The sequence below is a fragment of the Pseudoalteromonas sp. MMG007 genome (assembly GCF_018100985.1).
Lineage (GTDB): Bacteria > Pseudomonadota > Gammaproteobacteria > Enterobacterales > Alteromonadaceae > Pseudoalteromonas.
This window is the reverse complement of record NZ_JAGJEI010000003.1, coordinates 199194-221698: the sequence shown is the minus strand read 5'-3', so window position 1 is coordinate 221698 and position 22505 is coordinate 199194. Positions and strand designations below refer to the sequence as shown.

Sequence of the window (22505 nt, the reverse complement as noted above, 5' to 3'; positions counted from 1 at the left end):
TTGTATCTATTTTTCATTACTTACCTGTGCTAATAAGTCGAGCACTTTTTGTTGGCCAAAGGTTTGTGCAAATTGCTCGGCTGTTTGCCCTGCTTTATTTTGATGGTCGTTGTCGCAATCCAGGCTAACAAGTGTTTTAGCTATACTAAATTCGCCTCTAAATATTGCGGCCATCAAGGCTGTATTTCCTCGGTTATCTTCAAGGCAAGCATTGGCGCCTAATTGCAGTAAGGTATTTACCGTGCTTTTATTGCCGTGGTAAGTGGCAATCATGAGTGCAGTATAGCCTTTGTTATTGAAACTATTAATAGGAATGCCTGCATCAACAAATTGCGTTATAACGGCTGTGTCATTGGTGCGCGCGGCAGCAAAGTAATAAGCAAGTAAGCTTTCGTACTGTGTTTGGGTGGATGTTGGCTCATTTACAGTACTTTGCGGCTCATTGGCAAAGCTTGAAAAGCTCATCATTAAAGTAATTATTATAAGTAAATTACGCATACAGTTTACCTTTTTTAAAAAAAGAGGAAGGGGAGTCAGCCCTTCCTCAAGGTTGGGTAAATTATTAAAGTTTAGCGGCTAGTTGCTTCACTTGTTTCATGTCGCCGTTTACAGCGTTGGTTAAGCGCGTACCGTATTCAGTGTCTGCTTTGTAAAAGTGGCTAAGCATTTTGTGCATTACTTTAGCGTCTTTCACTTTACCTAAATCGCCTGCTAGGTTGTTTATTAGGTTAGTACGCTCTTGCTTGCTAAAACCACGGTATAGAACACCTGCTTGTGCAAAGTTTTGCTGCTTTTTAATTGCTGCTTGTTGCACGTAGCCTTTAAGCTCTGTTTGGCTTCTGCGAGCAATTGGGTTTTCTATTACGTTTTCGTGGCTCGGTTGGTAGTTCACGTTACTTGTAGTGTTACCGTAGTTCATTGCGCCGTCTTGGTTGTAGTTAACTACGTCAACTTTTGCACGGTTAATTGGCAATTGCTGGTGGTTTGCGCCTAAACGGTACATTTGCGTATCTGAGTAAGAAAATACACGCCCTTGTAATAGTCTGTCTTCAGAAGGCTCAATTCCTGGAATTACATTTGCCGGTGCCATTGCAACTTGTTCAGTAGATTGAAAGAAGTTAGTTGGCATACGGTTTAATGTCATTGTGCCTACTTTTGTTTCTTTTACATCTAACCACATTTTAGTTGCATCAAGTGGGTTGTAGTCAAAGTCACCTAACTGAGAAGGATCAAGTGTTTTAATGTATAAGTCCCATTTAGGGAAGTTGCCTGCATTTACTTGCGTGTATAAATCTTGCGTTAAATGTTGAAAGTTTTTACTTTGTACTTCAGCTACTTCTTTAGCATCAAGGTTATCGATACCTTGCTGACTTACCCAGTGAAACTTAACGTATTTAACATCGCCTGATTTATTAATCATTTTGTATGCGTGTACGCCCCAGCCATCCATTTTACGTAGGCTTGCTGGTGTACCGTAGTCGCTGTAAACCCACGTTAGCATGTGAGTTGAGCCTGGCTCGTAAGAGAAAAAGTCAAAAAGACGGTTAGGATCTTGAATATTATCTACCGGAGATGGCTTTAACGAGTGAACCATATCTGGAAATTTAATCGCATCACGAATAAAGAACACAGGTAAGTTATTACCTACTAAATCCCAGTTACCTTCGTCTGTGTAAAACTTTGTTGCAAAGCCGCGTGGATCACGCAGTGTTTCAGGGCTACCTTTAGAGTGAATTACTGATGAAAAACGAACAAATACGTCGGTTTCTTTACCAGCCTCTGCAAAGGGTGCTGCAATTGTTAAATCGTTTAGTTCTTTTGATGCTACAAACACGCCGTGTGCGCCAGTACCACGAGCATGTACAACACGCTCAGGAATGCGCTCACGTGCAAAACGTTGTAGCTTTTGAATTAGTTGTACATCTTCAAGTAATACACTGCCGCGCTCGCCTGCAGTTATTGAGTTTTGGTTATCGCCAACTGCTGCGCCATTATCTTTTGTTAATGTAGTTGCTGCACTTACTGGTATTGCCATTGCTAGTGCTAAAGCACTCAGCGTTAATGTTGTTTTGTTATTAATAGTCTTCATTGTCAACCTCGTCTTAATAAATGTGCCAGCGTTGTTGCAGGCTGTTTAACTGTTAACGAGTGTATTAACAAAATGAGTTTCGGTAAAATTGATTGTTTAGATTGTTGCAATCATAAAATTAGATTGGAAGGCGTTTGGTTTACGGTTTAATAAGTTGCTGGCGCGCTTATTCGACCTTAGTCGTAATCGTAAAATTGAAATTAATGAAATTACAGACTATTTCATATTTAATGCATAAATATTCACCAGTATGGTGCGTTTTAATTTATCAAGATGTTGACTTATTATTACAATAAAGAGAATATGCTCACTTGCTGGGCTTATGCTCACGTTGAGGTTGCACCAAAGTAGGTGCATAAAAAGGGGCAATATGAATACTAAAATAGAATTAGTTATTTTTGATTGTGATGGCGTTGTTATCGATAGCGAAATATTAAGTGCGCAAGTATTAATAAACATGCTCGCTGATATTGGTGTAAACATTGACCGTGCGTATGTACAACAACACTTTTTAGGCTGTAATTTTAAAACAGTCACACAAAATTTATTTGATACCTTTAATGTAACCTTAGCTGAAAGCTTTGAAGCCGACTACCGAGAAGCACTTTTAAAAGAGTTTGAAACGGCACTGATGCCAACAAACAACATTAAAGGTGTTTTACAGCGATTATCGGTACCGTGTTGTATAGCTACAAGCAGTAGCCCTAAACGCACAGCCAAGGCATTAAACGTTGTAAATCTTGAGCAGTACTTTAATAAGGTATTTACCTCAAGTGAGGTGAAAAACGGTAAACCAGCACCTGATTTGTTTTTACATGCCGCTGAACAAATGGGTGTTAAACCTCGACATTGTTTAGTGATTGAAGACTCTAAAGCGGGCGTGTGCGCAGCACTTGCCGCAAACATGCAGGTCCTGCATTACAGTGGTGGCACTCACATGCAAGGCGCAGTGAACTTTGTTCACCAAGCTTATCCAGATGTTGCGCATTTAACGCACTGGGATGAGTTTTATAAACAGTTTACGGCATTACAAACACAGTAATAGAACAGTGCGTTACGCTTTTACACTGACAAAGCATAACGCTCAATGCATAAAGTATTAAATAGATATAGTAGTCGCATTATAAGAAGACACAGTATTGAGTTAATTATTAATTTAAACATTAAACATATATTTAAATTAATAATTAGTGCTGTGTTTAAAACAATAGGAAAATACCATGGCATCAAGTCCACACACACAAACATTTAAAGATGTTAACGAAGAGCAGCTACCCGTTGCTAATAGCAAGCTTCATGGTTGGAAGCATTTTGCAGGTTTATACGCTGGAGAACACGTAGCGGCAACTGAGTTTGTTATTGGTGCAACGTTTGTTGCATTAGGCGCTTCGACCATCGACATTTTATTAGGTTTATTAATTGGTAACCTTTTAGCTATGTGTTCTTGGTGGTTAATTACAGCCCCAATTGCTGTTGAAACCCGATTAAGCTTATACAATTACCTAAATAAAATTGCTGGTAATTCAATGACTAAGCTCTACAACTGGGCTAACGTCATCATATTTAGTGTTATATCGGCCGCCATGATCACTGTATCATCCACGGCAGTTCGGTTTTTATTTGATATACCTGCTCAACTTGATTGGTATCCTAATAGTTTATCATTTGTTGCTATTGTACTGGCAGTAGGCTCTATTGTTGTATTTGTAGCTATGTATGGTTTTTCTACGGTTGCTGACTTTTCTAAGCTATGTGCACCGTGGTTATTTGTTATTTTTATAGCGGGTTCATTTGCACTTTTCCCAGAACTTTCTAACCATGTAATTGGCTCTACTTCATTAAGTAGCTTTAGTGACTTTATGACCATAGGTGACTCCTCCATTTGGACGGGCACGAATGCTGATGGTGAAAAAGGTATTGGCTTATTAGAAGTAATTGGTTTTGCGTGGGCAGCTAACTCTATCACTCACTTTGGCTTAATTGATATGGCAATCTTTAGATTTGCTAAGCGTAAAAGCTATGGTTTGTTTTCAGGCGTAGGTATGTTTTTTGGTCACTACCTAGCGTGGATCTCTGCTGGTATTATGGGCGCGGGTGTTGCTGTATTACTTAAAACAACTATTTCGTCGCTTGATCCAGGTGACGTTGCTTACCATGCTTTAGGTTGGACAGGCTTTGTTATTGTAATTATTGCAGGCTGGACTACAGCAAACGCAAACCTTTATCGTGCTGGCCTTGCTGCCCAATCTATTTTTGTTAATCAGTCTCGTGAGCGTACAACAGCAGTAGTAGGTGTTGTAACGGTTATAATTGCGTGTTTCCCATTTGTATTTTCACAAATGCTACCACTGCTTACTTACGCAGGTTTATTAGTAGTACCTGTAGGCGGTATTGTATTTGCTGAACATGTACTGTTTCCAAAAATTGGTTTAACTCGCTACTGGGCTAAATACAAAAACATTACACGTAGCGTACCGGCTATTGCATCTTGGGCGCTGGCATTAGTATTTGGTTTTGGATTAAATGCTATTGATGTAATGTCGTTCTACTACCTATTTATTCCTACTTGGTTTTTCACAATAATTGTTTACACACTGCTTGCTAAAAAATATGGCGCAGGTGAAGACTACACGCAAGAAATTGCTGCTGAAGAGCAAGAGTTACAAGCAATTAAAGAATACCAAGAAAGCCAGGCCAAAGACTTAAAAGCGCCTATTATCGACAGCTCTGTATTTACAAAAGTACTAAACGCTGTATCAACAATTTCATTATTGATTATTTTTGGATTTGCCAGCCAAGTGATGTTTTTTAGCGACACGATGAGCGTATACGGCGATAACAAATCTCAATTTGAAATAGCTTGTTTTATTTGTACTGTGGTTTATTTTGCTAGTGCTTACTGGTCTTTAAAACGCCACAAAACACTTAATGCAGTCGCATAGTATATAACCCCTTTTTATAATTAATTTTTGTTTTAGTAAGGCCGCACCATGACGCAACAACAGCACACTGAAGCTCTAGCAACAGGGCTAAATCAGCAAAGCTTGGCACAATTACCAAGCCATGTAGACACACCAAACTATGACCGTAGCAAGCTAAAGGCGGGTATTGTTCATATTGGTGTAGGCGGTTTTCACCGTGCTCACCAAGCTGTTTATATCAACGAGCTTTTAAAAACGCCAGGTTCTGAGCAGTGGGGCATTTGTGGTGTAGGCCTATTAGAGGGCAACCGTGGGTTGCGCGATACGCTAGTAAAACAAGATTACTTATATACGCTAACGGTAAGACACCCAAATGGGCAAATTGATAACAAAGTTATAGGCTCTATGATTGACTTTTTATTTGCCCCTGAGGACAAGCAAGCAGTAATTAATAAACTTGCTCATAACGATACGCATATTGTGTCGTTAACTATTACCGAAGGTGGTTATAACTTTAACCCAGTAACGGGTGAGTTTGATTACAGCAATCCTGACATCGTTAACGATATTAATAATCCGAACGACCCTATCACAGCGTTTGGTTACATTACTGCAGCGCTTAAGCTTCGTAAAGATCAAGGCCTTGATGCGTTTACAGTGCAGTCGTGCGATAACATTCAACACAATGGTAACGTTACACGCAAAATGCTTTTAGCTTTTGCAGCAGAGCAAGATAAAGAATTAAGCGAGTGGATTGCCACTAACGTGACGTTCCCAAATGCAATGGTTGACCGTATTACGCCAGTATCTAAAAAGAGCGACATTGATTACGTTGTTGATACTTATGGTGTTAGTGACGAGTGGCCTATTACGTGTGAGTCGTTTACACAATGGGTGATTGAAGACTCATTTTGCTGCGGACGCCCGGATTGGGATAACGTAGGTGCACAATTTGTATCTGACGTAACACCGTATGAAACAATGAAAATACGTTTATTAAATGCAGGCCACTCAGTACTTGGTTTATTAGGCTCTGTACATGGTTATGGCACAATAGACGAAACAGTATCAGATCCTTTGTTTGCTGAGTATTTACGTGCATTTATGGACAAAGAAGTAACGCCTAACCTTGAGCAGTTAGAAGGTATCAACCTTGAAGTGTATAAAGATACACTAATAGAGCGCTTTGCTAATCCAAATATTAAAGACAGCTTGTCACGTATTTGTTCAGAGAGTGCCGCTAAACTTCCTAAGTTTTTAATTGCGACTATTAACGAAAACCTAGCGCAAGGCCGTGATGTTTCACTTGCCACGCTTGTTATTGCTGCATGGTGTTTTTACAGTGATAAAGGTGAAGATGAGCAAGGTAATAAGCTTGAGGTAATAGATGCAATGCAAAGTGAGCTTCATGAAGCTGCGGCTAAAACAGCGACTGATGACCTTGCATTTTTATCATTAACGAGCCTGTTTGGCAGCTTAAACGAACAAAGCGAATTTACTTCTCATTATAAAGATAACGTTGAAGCGCTATACGCACCTGCAAGCAAAATTAAAGCAATTATGAAAAACGTACTTGAGCCTAAAGGTAAGTAATAATGAGTATTTTAATTAACTCCAAACAAGGTAAAGACGTAAGCGTAAGTTGCTTTGGCGAAGTACTATGGGATTGTTTTGCAACAGGTAAACGTTTAGGTGGCGCGCCACTGAATATGTGTGTACGCATTAACTCGCTTGGCATTAAAGCCGACATGATAAGTGCAGTAGGTAACGATGAGTTAGGTACTGAGCTTCTTGGCGAGATAAAAGCTAAAGGTGTTAGCTGCGAATATATTGCCGTTAATAACGACAAAGAAACCAGCACTGTACAAGTTACTTTAGATAAAAGCGGCTCAGCCAGTTACGAAATCGTAGCGGATACGGCCTGGGATAACATTACACTTACCGATGCGTTAATTGAAAAAGTTAAAGCTAGCGACGTATTTGTATTTGGCAGCTTAATTGGTCGAAGCGAAGCATCACTTGCTACATTAAACCAGTTAGTTGATGTAGCAAACTTTAAAGTATTTGATGTAAATTTACGTGCGCCACATTACACGTTAGATACGTTAGTTGATTTAATGAATAAAGCCGACTTTATCAAGTTGAACGATGAAGAGCTTTACGAAATTGCTAAAGCAATGGGCTGTAAGTTTCATTCACTTGAGCAAAACTTAGCGTTTATTGCACAGCAAACGAATACTGAATACCTATGTGTAACAAAAGGCAGCCACGGCGCATTACTTACCGTAAAAGGTAAGAATTACTACAACTCAGGCTATTTAATTAGCGTTGTAGATACCGTAGGCGCTGGAGACTCATTCTTAGGTTCGTTAATTTATCAGTTATGTAGTAGTGATTGTGCACAGCATGCCGTTGATTTTGCATGTGCTGTAGGCGCTATGGTTGCCGAAAGTGCCGGTGCCACACCTACACTCACTCATGAACAAATTAACGAATTTATGAGCCCGTCATAGTTTAAAAATTCACAGTTGCACCCAATCATTGTGTGTGTAAGCGGTTTTACCTTTTAGGTAAAGCCGCTTTTTTTTAACTTTATTTTAATAACCTATTCGTTTTGGTTGAGATGCAAGCAATGTGCATGAAAAGTGACTTAAAAGGACTAGGGTCTGTTGACCTTTGCAGTTTGAAATTTGTTCAAACTAGGGGCTATTTAATCGCGGCGCGAGGTTTGTAACCTAGTGGGCTCGGTAACTGCTCCTGCGTTACCCTACTGGCTTACATCCATGTAAGAATAAGTCAAAACCGAGCAAAGCTTCCGCGTCCTGCTCACGCCCCTTGCCTAAATACCAAGCAGGCTGCTGCAAATTTAACCTTGAAAGGTCTACAGACCCTTGTGTATTAGCTATTCGTCTTATTGCTCGGTGCTTAATCCTTTGTTAATGTTCGTCGATTATTCACGGATTGAAAAGGCGGGGCGGGATTTATGCGCTCTATACACAAAATACAAAAAGAGAAACGTGCTTTATGATCATCTTTTTTATCTGTATCACTATATTAATACTTGGCTATAAATTTTATAGCCCATTTGTAGAAAAACAAGCAGGTATGGACTCAACCGTTGATACACCTCAAAAGCGCTTTAGCGAAGGTGTTGACTATGTTGCTATTCACCCTGTGCGTGCATTTTTAATTCAATTTTTAAATATTGCTGGCGTAGGTCCTATTTTCGGCCCTATTTTAGGTGCGCTTTACGGCCCGGTTGCTTTAGTATGGATTGTACTTGGTAACGTATTAGGCGGCGCTGTCCATGACTTCTTCTCAGGTGTGATGAGCATTAAAGAAGATGGCAAAAGCTTACCTGAAATTGCAGGCCATTATTACAACGTAGTATTTAAAGGCTTTATGCTGATATTTACCGCTATGCTACTGTTTTTTGTAGGCGTTGTATTTATTATGAGCCCAGCGGGCTTGTTAAGTAACTTAGATGTTTTTCACGATACGTTTTTTGCTAACAATACCTTTTGGGTACTTGCTATTTTAGCGTACTACTTTTTAGCAACGTTACTACCAATTGACAAAATCATTACTAAATTTTACCCAATCTTTGGCGCACTAATGATTGTAATGACCGTTGCAATCGCCGTTTCATTATTAATTAATGCACCACATTTGCCAGTGGCGGGTGACTTTTTAGCGTACTTTGAGGCCGACCACGCGCACGACTTTTTAGAGCCTAACCCAGATGGTTTACCAACGTGGCCATTACTGTTTATTACTATCACATGTGGTGCTATTAGTGGGTTCCATTCTACTCAAGCGCCTATTATTGCCCGCTGCTTAACAAACGAAAAATACGTTCGTCCAGTATATTACGGTGCAATGATGTGTGAAGGCATTGTAGGCTGTGTATGGGCACTTGCTGGTATTGCAGCATTCCCAGAAGGTTATGCAGGCTTAAAAGCATTGCTTGACCAAGGTGGTCCAGGCTTAGTTGTTAACCATGTAGCAAATAGTTACTTAGGTGTACTTGGTGGCATTATGGCGATTATTGCCGTAGCTGTTTTCCCAATTACATCGGGCGATACAGCGTTCCGCTCATTGCGCTTAACGGTTGTTGATGCATTTAATATTCCGCAAAGCTTACGTAATCGTTTATTGCTCGCTCTGCCTATTTTAACTATTGCTTACTTTATGACTAAGTTAGATTTCTCGTTGATTTGGCGCTACTTTGCATTTTCAAACATGTTGCTTTCAACCAGCGTATTATGGCTTGCTACTAAGTACTTATTTGATAGACGTGCTTTTCACTGGATAGCAAGTGTACCTGCGGTTATTGCTACAGGTGTAACATTGTCATACATAATGACAGCGGCGATTGGCTTTAATCTGTCTGCCGATTTAGGCAAACCTATTGGCGCAGCAGTCGTTATTATTGGTTTAATTGCTTTAGTTTTTGTTCACTCTAAGCATAAAGCAAATGCCGCAGCGTAAGCGCAGCATTTTATAAAACACAAAAAACGAGCTATTAAATAGCTCGTTTTTTTATGCGTAAAATAATTGATCAATACGTTAATTAAGAGTGTAGATACTTAATAAGCAGCCTAGTTACTAAGCAGGCTGTGTGGCAAGCTCAAAGTAGCTATTATCATCAAGTGTTTTGCTAATCATCATCGCGCCTTCAAGCAGACTTACGGTTTGAATTGCAGCGTGTTTAGGTTGCTGCTCACCATTGGCTAGGTGCGCCTCAGTAAGCCACTCTAAATTTTGATTAAAAAAACGTTTAACTTCAAAGCGCACCTTTTCTGGCAAGCTGTCACTTTCAGCGCCAAGTAAGCCGCATAGGCACATTTTTTTATCAAAAAGTAAGGCGCTCCTAAACAGTTGCGTATAAACCTCAATAGGGTTTTTACCGTTAGCCAAGTGTTCACTTGGCGAGCCTAATGCATTTAAAAACGCATTAGTGTATTGATGAGCAAGCTCAGCGCCTAAATCAGCTTTAGTAGGAAAATGGTAATGAACACTGGCACTTTTAATGCCTATTTCGCTTGCCAGTTCCCTAAAGCTAAAATTACTGTAGCCACCAAGGCGTACTTTGTTTTCTGCTGCTTTAAGTAACGCTTCTTTTTTACTCATTTTAATTATACCTTGCTTCTAATGCAGAAATTATCGACCAGTAGGTAGTCGTTTTCAAGTCATTTATTTTTAAATAAATGGCATCTAATCAGCTGCTCATCAATAAACATTCGAATAAATAGTAAGTTTAAAATTTGACATGAAATTACTTTGATTATATAAGTTACCTATCGATAGGTAGGCGGCTATGCTTTCGATATCTAACTAATTTAATAACAGGTGATTTATGAAAATTTATGACGTAGAAAACTTCCCAAATCCATTACGTGTTCGTATAGCGTTAGCTGAAAAAAATGCGACTGAGTATGTTGAGTTTGTTCCAGTAGATTTACTTAATGGCGAGCATAGAACAGATGCTTTTTTAGCAAAAAATCCTTTGGCAGGTGTACCTGTGCTTGAGCTTGATGATGGTACATTTATATCTGAAAGCACAGCTATTACAGAATACATTGATACTGCTTTTGAGGGGCCATCATTAATGGGTGAAACTGCAAAAGAGCGTGCAGTGATTAATATGATGCAAAAGCGAGCTGAGTCTATGGTGCTTGACGCTGTGGCTACTTATTTTCATCATGCGACAGATGGCTTGGGTCCTGAATTTGAAACGTACCAAAATGCAGACTGGGGTAAAAAGCAGGGTGAAAAGGCGCAACAAGGTTTAAGCTATTTTAATGATGTACTAGCACAATCAACATTTGTTGGCGGTGATCAGTTTAGTATTGCAGATATTACTTTATACGCAGGCCTTGTTTTTGCTGGGTTTGCACAAATTGCTATTCCAAGTGAGCTTACTCATTTAATAGCATGGCAAGAAAAAGTGGCACAACGAGAAAGTGTTGCTGCTTAAAACACACTTTAATAGGAGCTTTAAATGAAAATACTAGCCGATTTTAGTCAGCGTGTTGTGGTGCATAGCCAAACATTAGACTGGGTTGCTTCACCTATGTCTGGTGTAGATAGGCGAGCACTTGATAGAGTAGGCGAAGAAGTTGCGCGTGCAACTAGTATTGTACGTTATGCCCCAGGCAGCGAGTTCTCTCCTCATGTACATACCGGAGGTGAAGAGTTTGTGGTGCTTGAAGGGGTATTTCAAGACGAGCATGGCGATTTTCCACAAGGCTCCTATATTCGTAATCCGCCACAATCAAAGCATAAACCAGGTTCACAAAATGGCTGCATAATATTTGTGAAACTTTGGCAATTTCAACCACAAGATAGAACCCACGTACGCTTGCAAACGCAATACATGGGCAGTGTGCAACACGCTACATTTAAAGGACTTGCCATTACGCCGCTTTATAAAGATGACTATGAATACGTGAGCCTATTGCACTTTGAAGCCGGTGCTAACATGCAAATTAGCGCAATGGGTGGTGCTGAGTTACTTGTGCTTGAAGGCGAGGTAAGTGAGCAATCAGACGTACTAGTAAAACACAGCTGGTTAAGGCTGCCCATTAATACTGATCTTAATATAACCGCTGGTAAGCAGGGTGCAAAATTGTGGCTAAAATTAGGGCACTTAACCGATGTAGATAAGCAAATAGCGCGCGTACAAAACGTTTAGCAAATGCCATTATTTAGCAGTATTGTTTGATTTAGTTCAGGATTAATTAACTTAATAGGGTGTACTTTTATAGCTTAACTCAGCCAATGTTTGGCATTTGAATGTAGTTACTACTAACTTAAGTAGAACAATTGAAGTCTTAGATTTTAATTAATTCAAACAACAGGCTGTAAATAAAATAAGCGCACCCGATTAAGGAGAGCTGCATGGTACACACAACACATGGTTTATCTATTGGTATTGAACGCGCAGGCAGAGAATTCTTTTTAAAACTAAAAGCTGTGGGAACGCTAACCCATGAAGACTATAAAGTAATTACCCCCATGATCGATTCTGCTCTTGGCGAGGTTAAACACCCTATAGCAAATGTACTTATAGATGCTAGCGAGTTAGAAGGCTGGAAACTTCGGGCCGCGTGGGATGATTTAAAGCTTGGTGTAAGGCACTCAAAAGAATTCAATAAAATAGCTATTTATGGCAACCAAGAGTGGCAAGCCCGTATGGCCAAAATAGGCAATTGGTTTATTTCAGGCGAGGTGCAATACTACGAAAACGCCACCGCCGCCATAGATTGGCTAGATGAATAATTACATAATAAAAAACGTTCACAAGAGCGTTTTTTATTATGTAAAGCAACTAGCACTCTACTTAAGAGTTACATAACATCAGCGAGCACTGGTAACGCCGGAAAAGCACCTTTAGCTAAACACGCTTTAGAGCCACACTTAAGCGCAAAGTGCAGGGCGCTTTTTACGCTTGTTTCATCATTTAGTTTATCTGCTAGCGGTAAATCACTTCCTAGGTTATTCAAGTAATATAAAACTCCCGCTATAAATGCATCACCCGCACTTGTTGTATCTACGGCGTGTATTTTTGGTGCTGCTTCGCTAAGTGTAAATGCGCTGTGATAAACCTTAGCAGGCTCTGGCCCGTCGGTTAAAAACACCAGTTTTATCCCCGTATTTAATAGCGTTTGAATGTAATCTTCGCTCGTTGTTTCGCTATGCTGCGCTAAAAAATTAAGCTCATCACGCGAAAGTTTTACTATGTCGCAATAGGCGTAACAGGCTTGTACATTGCTAGCTATATCGTTTGTGTTTTCCCACAAGCTATAGCGTAAATTCACATCAAAACTAACGAGCTTATTATGTGTTTTTGCAAGTTCTAGTGCTTTAAGTGTTGTGCTGGCAATCACGGAGTCGGTTAGGGTGTTTGAACAAAAGTGCAGAGTGCTAATGTCTTGCCAATTTATATGCGCTAAATGCGCTTGCGTTAATAATACATCGGCTGTGTTATGGCGATAAAAGCCAAAACTACGCTCGCCTGTTTTATCAAGGCTTACGATTACCATAGCCGTTTGTGAGCCAGCAATGGCAAATAAATAGTCTGTATTTACATTATATTGTGCTAACGCATTGTTTAATTGATTGGCAAAATGATCATCCCCTTTACCACCACAAAATGCAGCCTCACCGCCGAGTTTTGCATAGCCAACAGCGACATTGGCAGGTGCACCGCCAGGTATAGGTAAATAGGCCGAGTTATGAGCATCTTGTGGCAGCATATCAATTAATAGCTCGCCTAAGCACAGGAGTTTTGTCATTTTGAATATCCTAAAAAGCCTAGCAAAGCTAGGCTAAAAACGTGAAGGGTGTTATTTATTCATACTTTAAAAGGCGCTACAGTGATTGCTCACCGTAGCGCAATACACACAATTAGTTAAAAGCGTATTTTAAAGTAACCGACGTAGTGCGGCCGTTAATAGTACGGGCACGAATAATGTCGTTTTCAGGTACTGAACCTTCTTCAGCTTCTGTAATACCTACTGTATCGAATAGGTTGTTTACATTAAGCGCAAGGTTTAAGTTTTCAGATAAGTCGTAGCTTACAAATGCATTTACTTGCGTGTAGCCGTCAAACTTAAGGTCGTTGTTATCTTGAGCGTAAGCATCAGTTGTACCAATAAAGCTTACACCTGCCGCGCCCTTATTGTAGCTGTAGCGAGCCATTAGTGAGTAAATTAAATCAGCTTGGCGACGCGGTGTGTTACCTACAACTTCAGGAGTTAGCGCATCTTTTGCAATTTCTGCATCGGTCCAAGTAAAGTTACCTCTAAAGTCCCACGCATCCATAAAGTAAGTTGATTCAACCTCAATACCTTTTGCTTCGTATTCGCGGTCAAAAAAGGTTTGCGAAGTTGCTTCAAAGTTTTGCTCTTCTGTTTCTGCATAAAAGGCCGTTGCAAATACCGAGAACGAATCAAAACGTTTTTTAACACCAATTTCAAATTGGTTTACTTCATCTACTGCATCTTCGTCAGCAACACTTCCGTCACTGCGTACTTTACCAAATAACAAACGGTCTGCATTGGCACGCCCGCCCTTACTAATACGTGCAAACGTAGCAAGGCTTGGGTCAATTTGGTAGTTAGCACCCACAGAGTAAGATGAGTAGCTCCAATCGTAATTTACTGGGCTGGCGTTAGCTATATCAATACCAGCTACGTTTTGCTCAGGAATAGAAATAGTGCCATCGCTGTTCATATCTACTGTTGAGGTTACGGCCCCAGCGTAGTTACCGCGTGCTTCACCGCTGTCGTAGCGGGCGCTTGCATCAATGCTTACATCACCAAGTTTTGTTGAAAAGGCAACGTACGGGGCGCGTGTATCGTACTCTGTGTCGTAATCGCGCTGACAACAGTTACCCCAATAAGGCGTGCCATAAGCGTATAAACCATTTTGTGAGTACTCAGTGCCATCGGCTGCGGTTACATTTAAAAGTGCTGCATTGTCGCCTTTGAGCTCCATTAAGTACGAGTTCCATAACCACGACATGGCAATGTTTTGCGTTGAGGCAAAGTAACCAAAGGTTAGGCTAGTGTCATCGCTGAATGATTTAGTCAGTTTAAAATCGTTAACAATAGAGCCAAAGTCATTAAGCGTTACATCAAAAGTGTGAATACGCATGGCAAGCTCATCATTAAACGCTTCGCCTGTGTTTGCGTTACTCAGTGTTGCGCCAGCGCCACCAATACTTTGTGCAATAGACGAGGCACTCCCAACTTCCGCAGGAATAAGCGAGTTGAAGTTGCCGCTAATTGACGATTTACGAAAACGGTTTTCGATACGCCAATCGTTATCTAAATCAAATACAGCTTCAAAACCTACCGCATCCACTTTAGGGTTCATACCGTCGCGTAAATCGCCACTGCTAATTTGGTTTTCGCCATTTAAGCGCACTGTTTTAGTAAATAAAGCAGAGTGTGGTGTATCTGATTGTGCATCAAATCCTGCAATAGAGTCACCGTTTGAGTACATAGGCATAGGTAAGTAGCCTACGCTTTTGTCGTCTAGGTGTTTGTAGTAAAGGCGTACGTAGCCGTTTTCAAAATCTTTAGTAAGGTTGGCTTTAATTTGGCCACCTTTATTTGATGTGTAGCCTGTTTCGCGCGGGCCTTCGCCTTGGCGTACAAAACCACCTACATGAAAACGTACACTATCGGTTAAGTAGGTGCCGTATTCAAAGTCGGTACGAACACTGTCGTAATCAAGGCCAACAGTAGAAGACACGCTACCCGATTCGTTATCACCGTTTTTAGAAATAAAGTTAATAATGCCGCCAGGTGCATTACTAGCCGAGGTAGAAGCAGAGCCACCACGGATTGATTCGATTGTTTGCACTGTGTTATCAAGGCGCATAAAAATATCGGCGTTACCAAAGGCAACATCACCAAACTGCATTACAGGCAGGCCATCTTCTTGCAGTTGTAAAAACTTAGCGCCACCCGAGGCTACAGGTAAACCACGCACTGCAATATTTGCGTTACCTTCACCGCCCGTTGATTCAGCGCGAACGCCCGGGATAATTCTAAATGCCTCAGCCGTTGAACGCGGTGTAGATACCTCAACTTGCTCAAGCGATAAACTACTTACTGATGAGCTTGATGCCATAATAGTTGTGCGGCGAGGAACGCCGGTAACAACAATTGTTTCAAGCCCTTGGTTAGCTTGCACTTTGGTTTCTTGCTCGTCTTGTGCATGAACGCCTTGGCTTACTGCAAGTGCTAAGGCACTGATTAAATATAAAGGTGTGTGGTGTGTTGTCATGTTAACGCCTCATTGTGTTGTGTGAGTTTGTTATTTTTACTTAATCGATTAAGTGAAAATAACAAAGTTTTTACAATAAGCAAATTATTTTTGTGTGTAATTTGCTCTTATTTTATTTTTGCATTGATTTTAAAGGTGTTTTTTATACTGGCTTGAGCAGCCATTTATGCATTTTTAGTTAATGCTTTTGCCGCGGGGTCGCGGTAAAAGTTATAAAGCATGGCTAAAAATAAGATCACAGCAAAGCCGGTAGCTAAGTAAAAGCCGTAACGTACGTGGCCAAAGTAATCACTTATCATGCCCATGAATAGAGGCGCAAGTGCGGCCGAAAGTGCGGTAAAAAATAAAATAACACCCGCTACTGCACCATGTTGTGCAACAGGAAAGCACGATATACCTTTAGAGTTTAAAGTAGGGTAAACCATCGACATAAACAAACCCGAAAGCGGAAGTAATCCTACAGCCCAATCAACACCGCCTACTAAAGTGCCTACATAACACAGTGCTATGCCTAAGCTTAAATAAGCCATAACGCCCTGCCAGCTAAAGTGATTTAAAAGCCATACGGCAATAAAACGCCCAGCAGCACGCAGTACAAAAAATATAGTAAGTGCGTAGGTTGCAAGTAAAGGCCAAGAGCCAGTGTAATCTTTTAAAAGCGTTGGCATCCACACGTAAATAGCAACCTCGGTCGCCACATACAAGGCAATTACCATTGAAAAACCCAGTGCATACGGGTTTTTAATCATTTTCATGGTGGTAGCAAGCGAGGCTGGCTTATCAGTATTTTTGACAACTGCAGGGTAATCAGCGCGCCAGGCCATTAACGCTAAAATTAAGCACATAACACCTGCAATAATATATAAGTAAGTCCAGCTTACGTTTTGAGTTAGCAATACGCCTACAAGTGCAGGGCCAACAATGGCGCCAATACCAAAAAAGCCTTCTACTTTATTCATTGTTTTAGTGTGTTCTGCGTTACTTGCTGAAATATCGCCAAGAAGCGCTAGAGCGCCTGTTTTAAATAAACCAATGGCCAAACCGATACAGCAAAGCAAAATTAAAAATACTGAAAAGCTGTTACTAAAGGCAAACAAAAAACAACTGCCCGAAAAAATAAGTAAGCCCAGCATTATGGTTTGTTTACGGCCAAGGCTGTCGGCTAAAAACCCTAAAAATAAGCCACTAAAGGCAATCAGTGCCATAGGTGCATAATGAAAAGCACTGGCTTGGGTCATGCTTAAACCAAAATCTGTGATTAGCTCAGGGATGATCATACCTACTGCATCAGAGGTCATCGCAAACATAAAAAACATCATGTAAGTGAGTATTCGTATGCGCTGCATTGGGTCACTTTGCGTGTGTGTGTGTAAATTCGTCATGTGGTTTTTCCTCGTTATGGCTCAAGTTATAGTAATAACTCAATCACTTACTCTGGTTAGTATTACCTTTGCCACAACTTTTGTATGTAAAATATTTAAAAATTACTTGTAAAATTGTACGTGCTAGTTAAAGATATATCTTAATCGATTAAGTTTCAACTTGGTAATCACACATGATGAAGAATAAAGTTCAATTGATCACATACGCTGATCGAATTACAGGTCAAGATATAAACGCACTAACAACACTATTAAAGGGCTCTTTAGAGGGCGTGTTTGGTGGCGTGCACTTATTGCCTTTTTATAATCCTATTGATGGCAGCGATGCGGGTTTTGACCCGATTGATCACAGCGAAGTAGATTCTCGCATTGGTACATGGGGCGATATTCAAGCTCTGGGTGAAAACCATGACCTAATGGCCGATTTAATCGTTAACCATGTATCGGCGCAGTCTTATCAGTTTCAAGATGTGCTAGCAAAAGGTAAGCAATCAGAATTTTGGGATTTGTTTTTAACCAAAGATGATGTATTCCCAAATGGGATGAGCGACGCTGAGCAGCAAGCAATTTATCGCCCGCGCCCAGGTAGCTGTTTTACACCAATGCAGTGTGGCGACGGTCAAACGTATGATTTTTGGACCACGTTTACCGATAACCAAATTGACATAAACGTAAAAGTTGAGGCGGGTATTGCGTATTTAAATAACGTATTAACTAAGTTTTCTGAAAATAACGTAAATATTATTCGTCTAGATGCAGCGGGCTACGCAATTAAACAAGCCGGTACAAATTGTTTTATGCTAGACGAAACTTTTGGTTATTTAGATAACCTATCAAAGCAAGCAAACGAGCTTGGCATGGAGACTATTGCCGAAATACACAGCCACTACCAAACACAAGTAGAAGTAGCGAAACGTGTAAACATGGTTTATGACTTTGCATTACCGCCACTTATTTTACACAGCTTATTTAATAATGATGTAGATGCTCTGCTTAAATGGTTGCAAATTTCACCACGCAACTGTTTAACTGTACTGGATACGCACGACGGTATAGGCATTATTGATGCAGGTCCAATGGGCGATAAGCCTGGCCTTTTAAATGCACAGCAAATAGATACGCTAGTTGAAACCATGCATGCCAACAGTAACAACCAAAGCCGTCAAGCTACCGGTGCTGCTGCCAGTAACGTTGATTTATATCAAGTAAACTGTACGTATTACAATGCATTAGGTGCTAACGATTTAGATTATTTGATTTCGCGTGCAATACAGTTTTTTGCACCCGGTGTACCGCAAGTGTACTACGGTGGTTTATTTGCCTGCGAAAACGATATGGATCTACTTGCGCGAACCAATGTGGGTCGCGATATTAACCGCCCGTATCTAAATAATGAAAAAATTGAATATGCGCTAGATAAACCTGTAGTAAAAGGTTTAATAGAGCTCATTAAGCTACGCAATGGACATCCTGCTTTTGCAGGCGAGTTTAGCGCTCATGGTGCAGAGGGAGAGTGTTGTTTAACATGGCAACTAGAAGATAAGTCTATTGTATTAAGTGTTAATTTTAAAACACGCGATGCGTTGATTACTCAAGTTAATGGCGATGAAGAAACAACGATAAGTTTAAACGCATTGTTGGCTTAATTTAATGTTAAGACAAAAAGCCAAGTATATAGCTTGGCTTTTTTGTTCTAAATGCTTTTTAACATAATGGCTAACCGCTGGCACCTACATCTAGCTCGTAACTTACATCACATATTCTTTCTTCTTTTGATATAAATAGCTCGGCGGCCATTACGCCTTTTTCTTGGCTGTTTTGATGAATAGTGGTTAGGCGCGGTACAAAACGGGCGGCTTCATCTATTCCATCAAAACCGACAATACGCAGTTCTTCACCTATTTTTATGCCTTGTTTTATCGCTTCTCGCATGGTGGCAAGGGCAATTAAATCACTCATACAAATTATAACGTTAGGGCGGGGGGAGGCACTTAACACCTCTTTAGCGGCAATGTTAGCAAAACGCTCGCTGCTTTCAGGTATATTCCAAATACGATCATCAGCCACCGTAATATTTGCCTCACTTAAAGCACGTTGATAACCTCGTAAGCGTTGGTGCGAAATAGATTGCCCTGTTTCAAATTCGTGGTGTTCATATACGCGGCACAATACGTTTTCATCAAGTAATCTTAAGCCTAAAATAGCGACTTTATCGCTTTGATTTTTTACAACATGCTTGGCTATTTCGTAACTTGCTTGCTCGTTATTTATATTTACTGAAGCATTGCGGGCTATATCAAAATCAATAGTGACCACATGTTTAGACACCGTTTTTAACTGCTCTACTAATGCGTTATTTCGAGGGCGGCCATAACAAATAAAGCCATCAACAAAGTCGACCACGTTGTTAAGGTTATCGCTATTTCCTGAAAACAATAAAACATTAATGCCGTTTTTTTCAAGCACCGAGGTAACACCGCGCATAAAGCTGCTAGCCACAGGGTCCGACACCATGTATTCCACGCTATCGGGCAGCACTAAAGCAACAATATTAAATGTGCCATTACGCAATGATTGCGCGGCTTTATTTGGCCCGTAATAGCCCAAAGTTTTACACGCTGCAAGAATATCGTCTCGGCGTTTAGCTGATAGCTGATCAGGGCGATTAAACGCATTTGATACCGTAGCGTTAGATACACCTAACTCTTTAGCAATACTTTTTAAGGTCCAGCGGGTTTGCTTGCTCATACCAATTCTTTACTCAATACTCATGTTAATAAACTAACATATTCAGAGCGTTAGCAAAGTAAAAAAAAAGGTTTTAGCCTTAATGTCGGCACTCTTTAGGTGCAATACCAAAGGTTTGTTTAATATAGACGGCTAAAGTGGCTCGCGCTGTTAAATCCAACTTCAAAGCAATCTTTACCAATAAAAGACAAATTCTAAACCTGTATGGCAAATTTAGTTGCACAGTGTTGTTTGTTTTATTACGGTGGCAATTAAGGTTATATGATTCTTTATTTATTCAGCACTTTAAGTAGGGGGAAATATGTTTTTTGAATCGTGGAGTGAAATAGCGCGCATTGTCACCACAACCTTGATTATTTATCCCTTTTTAATCCTAGCGACGCATCTAGTGGGTAAACGCTCATTTGCTAAAATGAACAACTTTGACTGGATAATTACCGTGGCGGCAGGCTCCATCTTAGGTTCTGCTATCTTATTGAAAGACGTGGTGATAGTTGAGGTTTTAGTTGCGGTTAGCCTACTTCTCTTTTTACAATATCTACTCACTTGGATCAGCGCCCATTTTTCGACCTTCGACAAAGTAGTAAAAACCGCTCCACAATTAGTTTTTTTTGACGGTGAATATATAGAGGCCGCTATGAAAGATGCTCGACTCACTAGCACCGAAGTGGAAGCGAGTGTTAGAAAAGCCGGTTTTGCTGATTTAAGCACCGTTATGGCGGTGGTTTTTGAGGCCGACGGTGAGTTAAGTATTGTGCCGAAAAGTGAAAACTATGCTCAACTGATTATGAAGTTACGAAATCCCCAAGATTAATTGGACAATTTTTCGCGGCCGATGAGTAGCTTCAAGCGCCAAAATTAATTGGTATGGCTTTTTTACTGTATCAGACACATTGCTCACCTACTAAATAAGGTTGGACGATTCTTAAGTTTTTAACTTAGGTGCCAGGTATGTATTTACATATGTACCTTAAATCGCTTTTTTCGTATTGTTAATGAACAATAACGTAACCAGTAATTTATTTTTAGCTTAAACGGATTTTCATGACTATAAAAACAAAAATAACCAATTATGTATTGCTCTGCGCTTTATTACCATCACCATTTATAAATGCTGCACAAGAGCCCATTCTACCTACTACACCTGAGCAGTGGCGCAGCATAACAGAGCGCGATATTAACGCGGCTTATAGCATTACCGCACAAAATCACCCCGGTATGTTTGATGCCAACAACCCCGCGTTTCCTGATTTATTAAAACAAGCAAAAGCGCAGGCACTTAAACTCTCGGCTCAAGCGAGTGGGCCGCAGGCGCATGTAGCGGCAATTGCACGCTTTAGTACTGTTTTACAAGATGGCCACGCGGGTGCGTTTTCAAGCGTAGATAGACCCGCGCGCCGCTGGCCCGGCTTTAGTGCTTTATGGCGAGGTGATGCACTAAAAGTGTATTACAGTGAAAACAAAAATATTAGCAAAGGCGACGTTGTAAGCCAATGTGATGGGCAAAGCACCGAGACCTTAATGCGCAAGAGAATATTTAAGTTTCATGGGCAAGTTGCACAATCTGGCCATTGGTGGCAGCAAGGTTGGCGATTACTCATTGATGAGGGCAATCCATTTTTAACTCCTTTAAAAGAATGCGAATTTGTTAAAGCCAATGGCGATACCTATACACACGTATTAAATTGGTCTGTAAGGCCTAAGTCAGTCAGTAAGCATTTAGAAAATGCCTACAACGGTGATGAACTCCCTATTGATTTAACTTGGCCTGAAAAAAATATTGCGTGGATTGCTATGCCTAGCTTTTCATCAACCGAAAAACAAACCGCTGCCTACAATAAAGTGTTTAAAAAAATACAACAGCAGCGTAGTAAGCTACTTACTGCAAAAGCCGTGGTGTTAGATTTGCGACATAACCAAGGTGGTTCATCTTATTGGAGCTCACAAATAGCCAAAGAACTATGGGGCAGAAAAATAGTAGAACAAAAAGCAAATAATACTTCTCAAAACACGCAAGTGTGGTGGAGAGCATCAAAGGATAATACCGACCATGTAGTGTCTTTATTAGACGTTGTAAAAAATCAGCCTGAAGTACTGAAAATATTTAAAATCACAGCTGATGGCATGGCTTTATCACTTAAAAGTGGTAAACCATTTTATGTAGAACGAGGGGCTAATACGCTAAATAACCTACCGCAAGAGCCCTTAGTGACTGACTTTAAAACTAAGGTGTTTGTTATAGTGCCGCCCCAGTGCGCCAGTGCTTGTTTAGATGCGCTAGATAAGTTTAAGCTATTTGAAAATACAACGTTATTCGGTGCACCAAGTAGCGCTGACTCACTGTATATGGAGGTACGCTTAGCTGATTTACCTTCAGGCTTAGGGAAAGTGATTGTGCCAAATAAAGTGTATGTAAACAGAGCGCGAGGGGCAGGGGCTTACTACAAGCCGGATGTTGCGTATAACGGCATTGATTGGACAACTGATGTATTGCTTGAGCAAATAAAAACGTTATAAAAAAGCCGCTTGTTGAAACAAGCGGCTTAACTATTCTAACTAGGG

At 40.5% G+C, this 22505-nt stretch carries 18 protein-coding genes; 11 read left to right on the top strand and 7 right to left on the bottom strand.

The features are described 5' to 3' along the window. Window positions 1–6 precede the first annotated feature (6 nt). On the bottom strand, window positions 7–498 hold the full coding sequence (locus tag J8L71_RS06515) for an ankyrin repeat domain-containing protein (protein WP_210999830.1): 492 nt from the start codon (window positions 496–498) through the stop codon (window positions 7–9). Between the two features lie 64 nt (window positions 499–562). Next, window positions 563–2089: a catalase gene (locus J8L71_RS06510; RefSeq protein ID WP_210999829.1), complete on the bottom strand. Its 1527-nt coding sequence runs from the start codon at window positions 2087–2089 to the stop codon at window positions 563–565. Between the two features lie 370 nt (window positions 2090–2459). Here J8L71_RS06510 and J8L71_RS06505 point away from each other — a divergent pair, with 370 nt between their 5' ends. From J8L71_RS06505 to J8L71_RS06485, 5 genes are all read left to right on the top strand, one after another. Then, window positions 2460–3131, top strand: a complete 672-nt coding sequence (locus J8L71_RS06505; protein WP_210999828.1) for an HAD family hydrolase — start codon at window positions 2460–2462, stop codon at window positions 3129–3131. 178 nt (window positions 3132–3309) lie between these two features. Further along, window positions 3310–5031 carry a hypothetical protein gene (locus J8L71_RS06500; RefSeq protein WP_210999827.1) on the top strand — a complete coding sequence of 574 codons (1722 nt, stop codon included), beginning with the start codon at window positions 3310–3312 and terminating at the stop codon, window positions 5029–5031. 48 nt (window positions 5032–5079) lie between these two features. Next, window positions 5080–6603, top strand: a complete 1524-nt coding sequence (locus J8L71_RS06495) for a mannitol dehydrogenase family protein (RefSeq protein ID WP_210999826.1) — start codon at window positions 5080–5082, stop codon at window positions 6601–6603. A gap of 2 nt (window positions 6604–6605) precedes the next feature. After that, the gene (locus tag J8L71_RS06490) at window positions 6606–7523 is read left to right on the top strand and encodes a carbohydrate kinase (protein WP_210999825.1); all 918 of its coding nucleotides are present in this window, start codon (window positions 6606–6608) and stop codon (window positions 7521–7523) included. Between the two features lie 511 nt (window positions 7524–8034). Continuing rightward, the gene (locus J8L71_RS06485; protein WP_210999824.1) at window positions 8035–9501 is read left to right on the top strand and encodes a carbon starvation protein A; all 1467 of its coding nucleotides are present in this window, start codon (window positions 8035–8037) and stop codon (window positions 9499–9501) included. A 117-nt stretch (window positions 9502–9618) separates the two neighbouring features. Here J8L71_RS06485 and J8L71_RS06480 read toward each other — a convergent pair whose 3' ends face one another. After that, window positions 9619–10143: a TetR/AcrR family transcriptional regulator gene (locus J8L71_RS06480; RefSeq protein ID WP_210999823.1), complete on the bottom strand. Its 525-nt coding sequence runs from the start codon at window positions 10141–10143 to the stop codon at window positions 9619–9621. A 226-nt stretch (window positions 10144–10369) separates the two neighbouring features. Here J8L71_RS06480 and J8L71_RS06475 point away from each other — a divergent pair, with 226 nt between their 5' ends. The 3 genes from J8L71_RS06475 to J8L71_RS06465 all read left to right on the top strand — a co-directional run bounded on the left by J8L71_RS06475 (window position 10370) and on the right by J8L71_RS06465 (window position 12294). Beyond that, window positions 10370–10990 carry a glutathione S-transferase gene (locus J8L71_RS06475; protein ID WP_210999822.1) on the top strand — a complete coding sequence of 207 codons (621 nt, stop codon included), beginning with the start codon at window positions 10370–10372 and terminating at the stop codon, window positions 10988–10990. Window positions 10991–11014: 24 nt separating this feature from the next. Continuing rightward, window positions 11015–11707: a cupin domain-containing protein gene (locus J8L71_RS06470; RefSeq protein ID WP_210999821.1), complete on the top strand. Its 693-nt coding sequence runs from the start codon at window positions 11015–11017 to the stop codon at window positions 11705–11707. 206 nt (window positions 11708–11913) lie between these two features. Beyond that, window positions 11914–12294 carry an STAS/SEC14 domain-containing protein gene (locus J8L71_RS06465; protein ID WP_210999820.1) on the top strand — a complete coding sequence of 127 codons (381 nt, stop codon included), beginning with the start codon at window positions 11914–11916 and terminating at the stop codon, window positions 12292–12294. A 68-nt stretch (window positions 12295–12362) separates the two neighbouring features. On the opposite strand, the gene J8L71_RS06460 is transcribed toward J8L71_RS06465, so the two are convergent. The 3 genes from J8L71_RS06460 to J8L71_RS06450 all read right to left on the bottom strand — a co-directional run bounded on the left by J8L71_RS06460 (window position 12363) and on the right by J8L71_RS06450 (window position 17195). Beyond that, a complete protein-coding gene (locus tag J8L71_RS06460) occupies window positions 12363–13310 on the bottom strand; it encodes a carbohydrate kinase (RefSeq protein ID WP_210999819.1) in 948 nt (315 codons plus the stop codon). A gap of 112 nt (window positions 13311–13422) precedes the next feature. Beyond that, window positions 13423–15813 (bottom strand): TonB-dependent receptor, encoded by a 2391-nt coding sequence (locus J8L71_RS06455; RefSeq protein WP_210999818.1) that lies wholly within the window; start codon window positions 15811–15813, stop codon window positions 13423–13425. Between the two features lie 164 nt (window positions 15814–15977). After that, window positions 15978–17195: an MFS transporter gene (locus J8L71_RS06450; RefSeq protein WP_210999817.1), complete on the bottom strand. Its 1218-nt coding sequence runs from the start codon at window positions 17193–17195 to the stop codon at window positions 15978–15980. A gap of 173 nt (window positions 17196–17368) precedes the next feature. On the opposite strand from J8L71_RS06450, the gene gtfA reads away from it, so the two are divergent. After that, the gene (gtfA, locus tag J8L71_RS06445; protein WP_210999816.1) at window positions 17369–18841 is read left to right on the top strand and encodes a sucrose phosphorylase; all 1473 of its coding nucleotides are present in this window, start codon (window positions 17369–17371) and stop codon (window positions 18839–18841) included. Between the two features lie 70 nt (window positions 18842–18911). On the opposite strand, the gene J8L71_RS06440 is transcribed toward gtfA, so the two are convergent. After that, window positions 18912–19943, bottom strand: coding sequence for a LacI family DNA-binding transcriptional regulator (locus J8L71_RS06440; RefSeq protein ID WP_210999815.1), 1032 nt, complete (start codon window positions 19941–19943; stop codon window positions 18912–18914). 301 nt (window positions 19944–20244) lie between these two features. Here J8L71_RS06440 and J8L71_RS06435 point away from each other — a divergent pair, with 301 nt between their 5' ends. Both J8L71_RS06435 and J8L71_RS06430 read left to right on the top strand, forming a co-directional pair. Beyond that, on the top strand, window positions 20245–20757 hold the full coding sequence (locus tag J8L71_RS06435) for a YetF domain-containing protein (RefSeq protein ID WP_210999814.1): 513 nt from the start codon (window positions 20245–20247) through the stop codon (window positions 20755–20757). Window positions 20758–20987: 230 nt separating this feature from the next. After that, entirely contained in the window at window positions 20988–22460 is a 1473-nt protein-coding gene (locus J8L71_RS06430; protein WP_210999813.1) for a S41 family peptidase, read from the top strand. The last annotated feature ends 45 nt before the right edge of the window (window positions 22461–22505 follow it).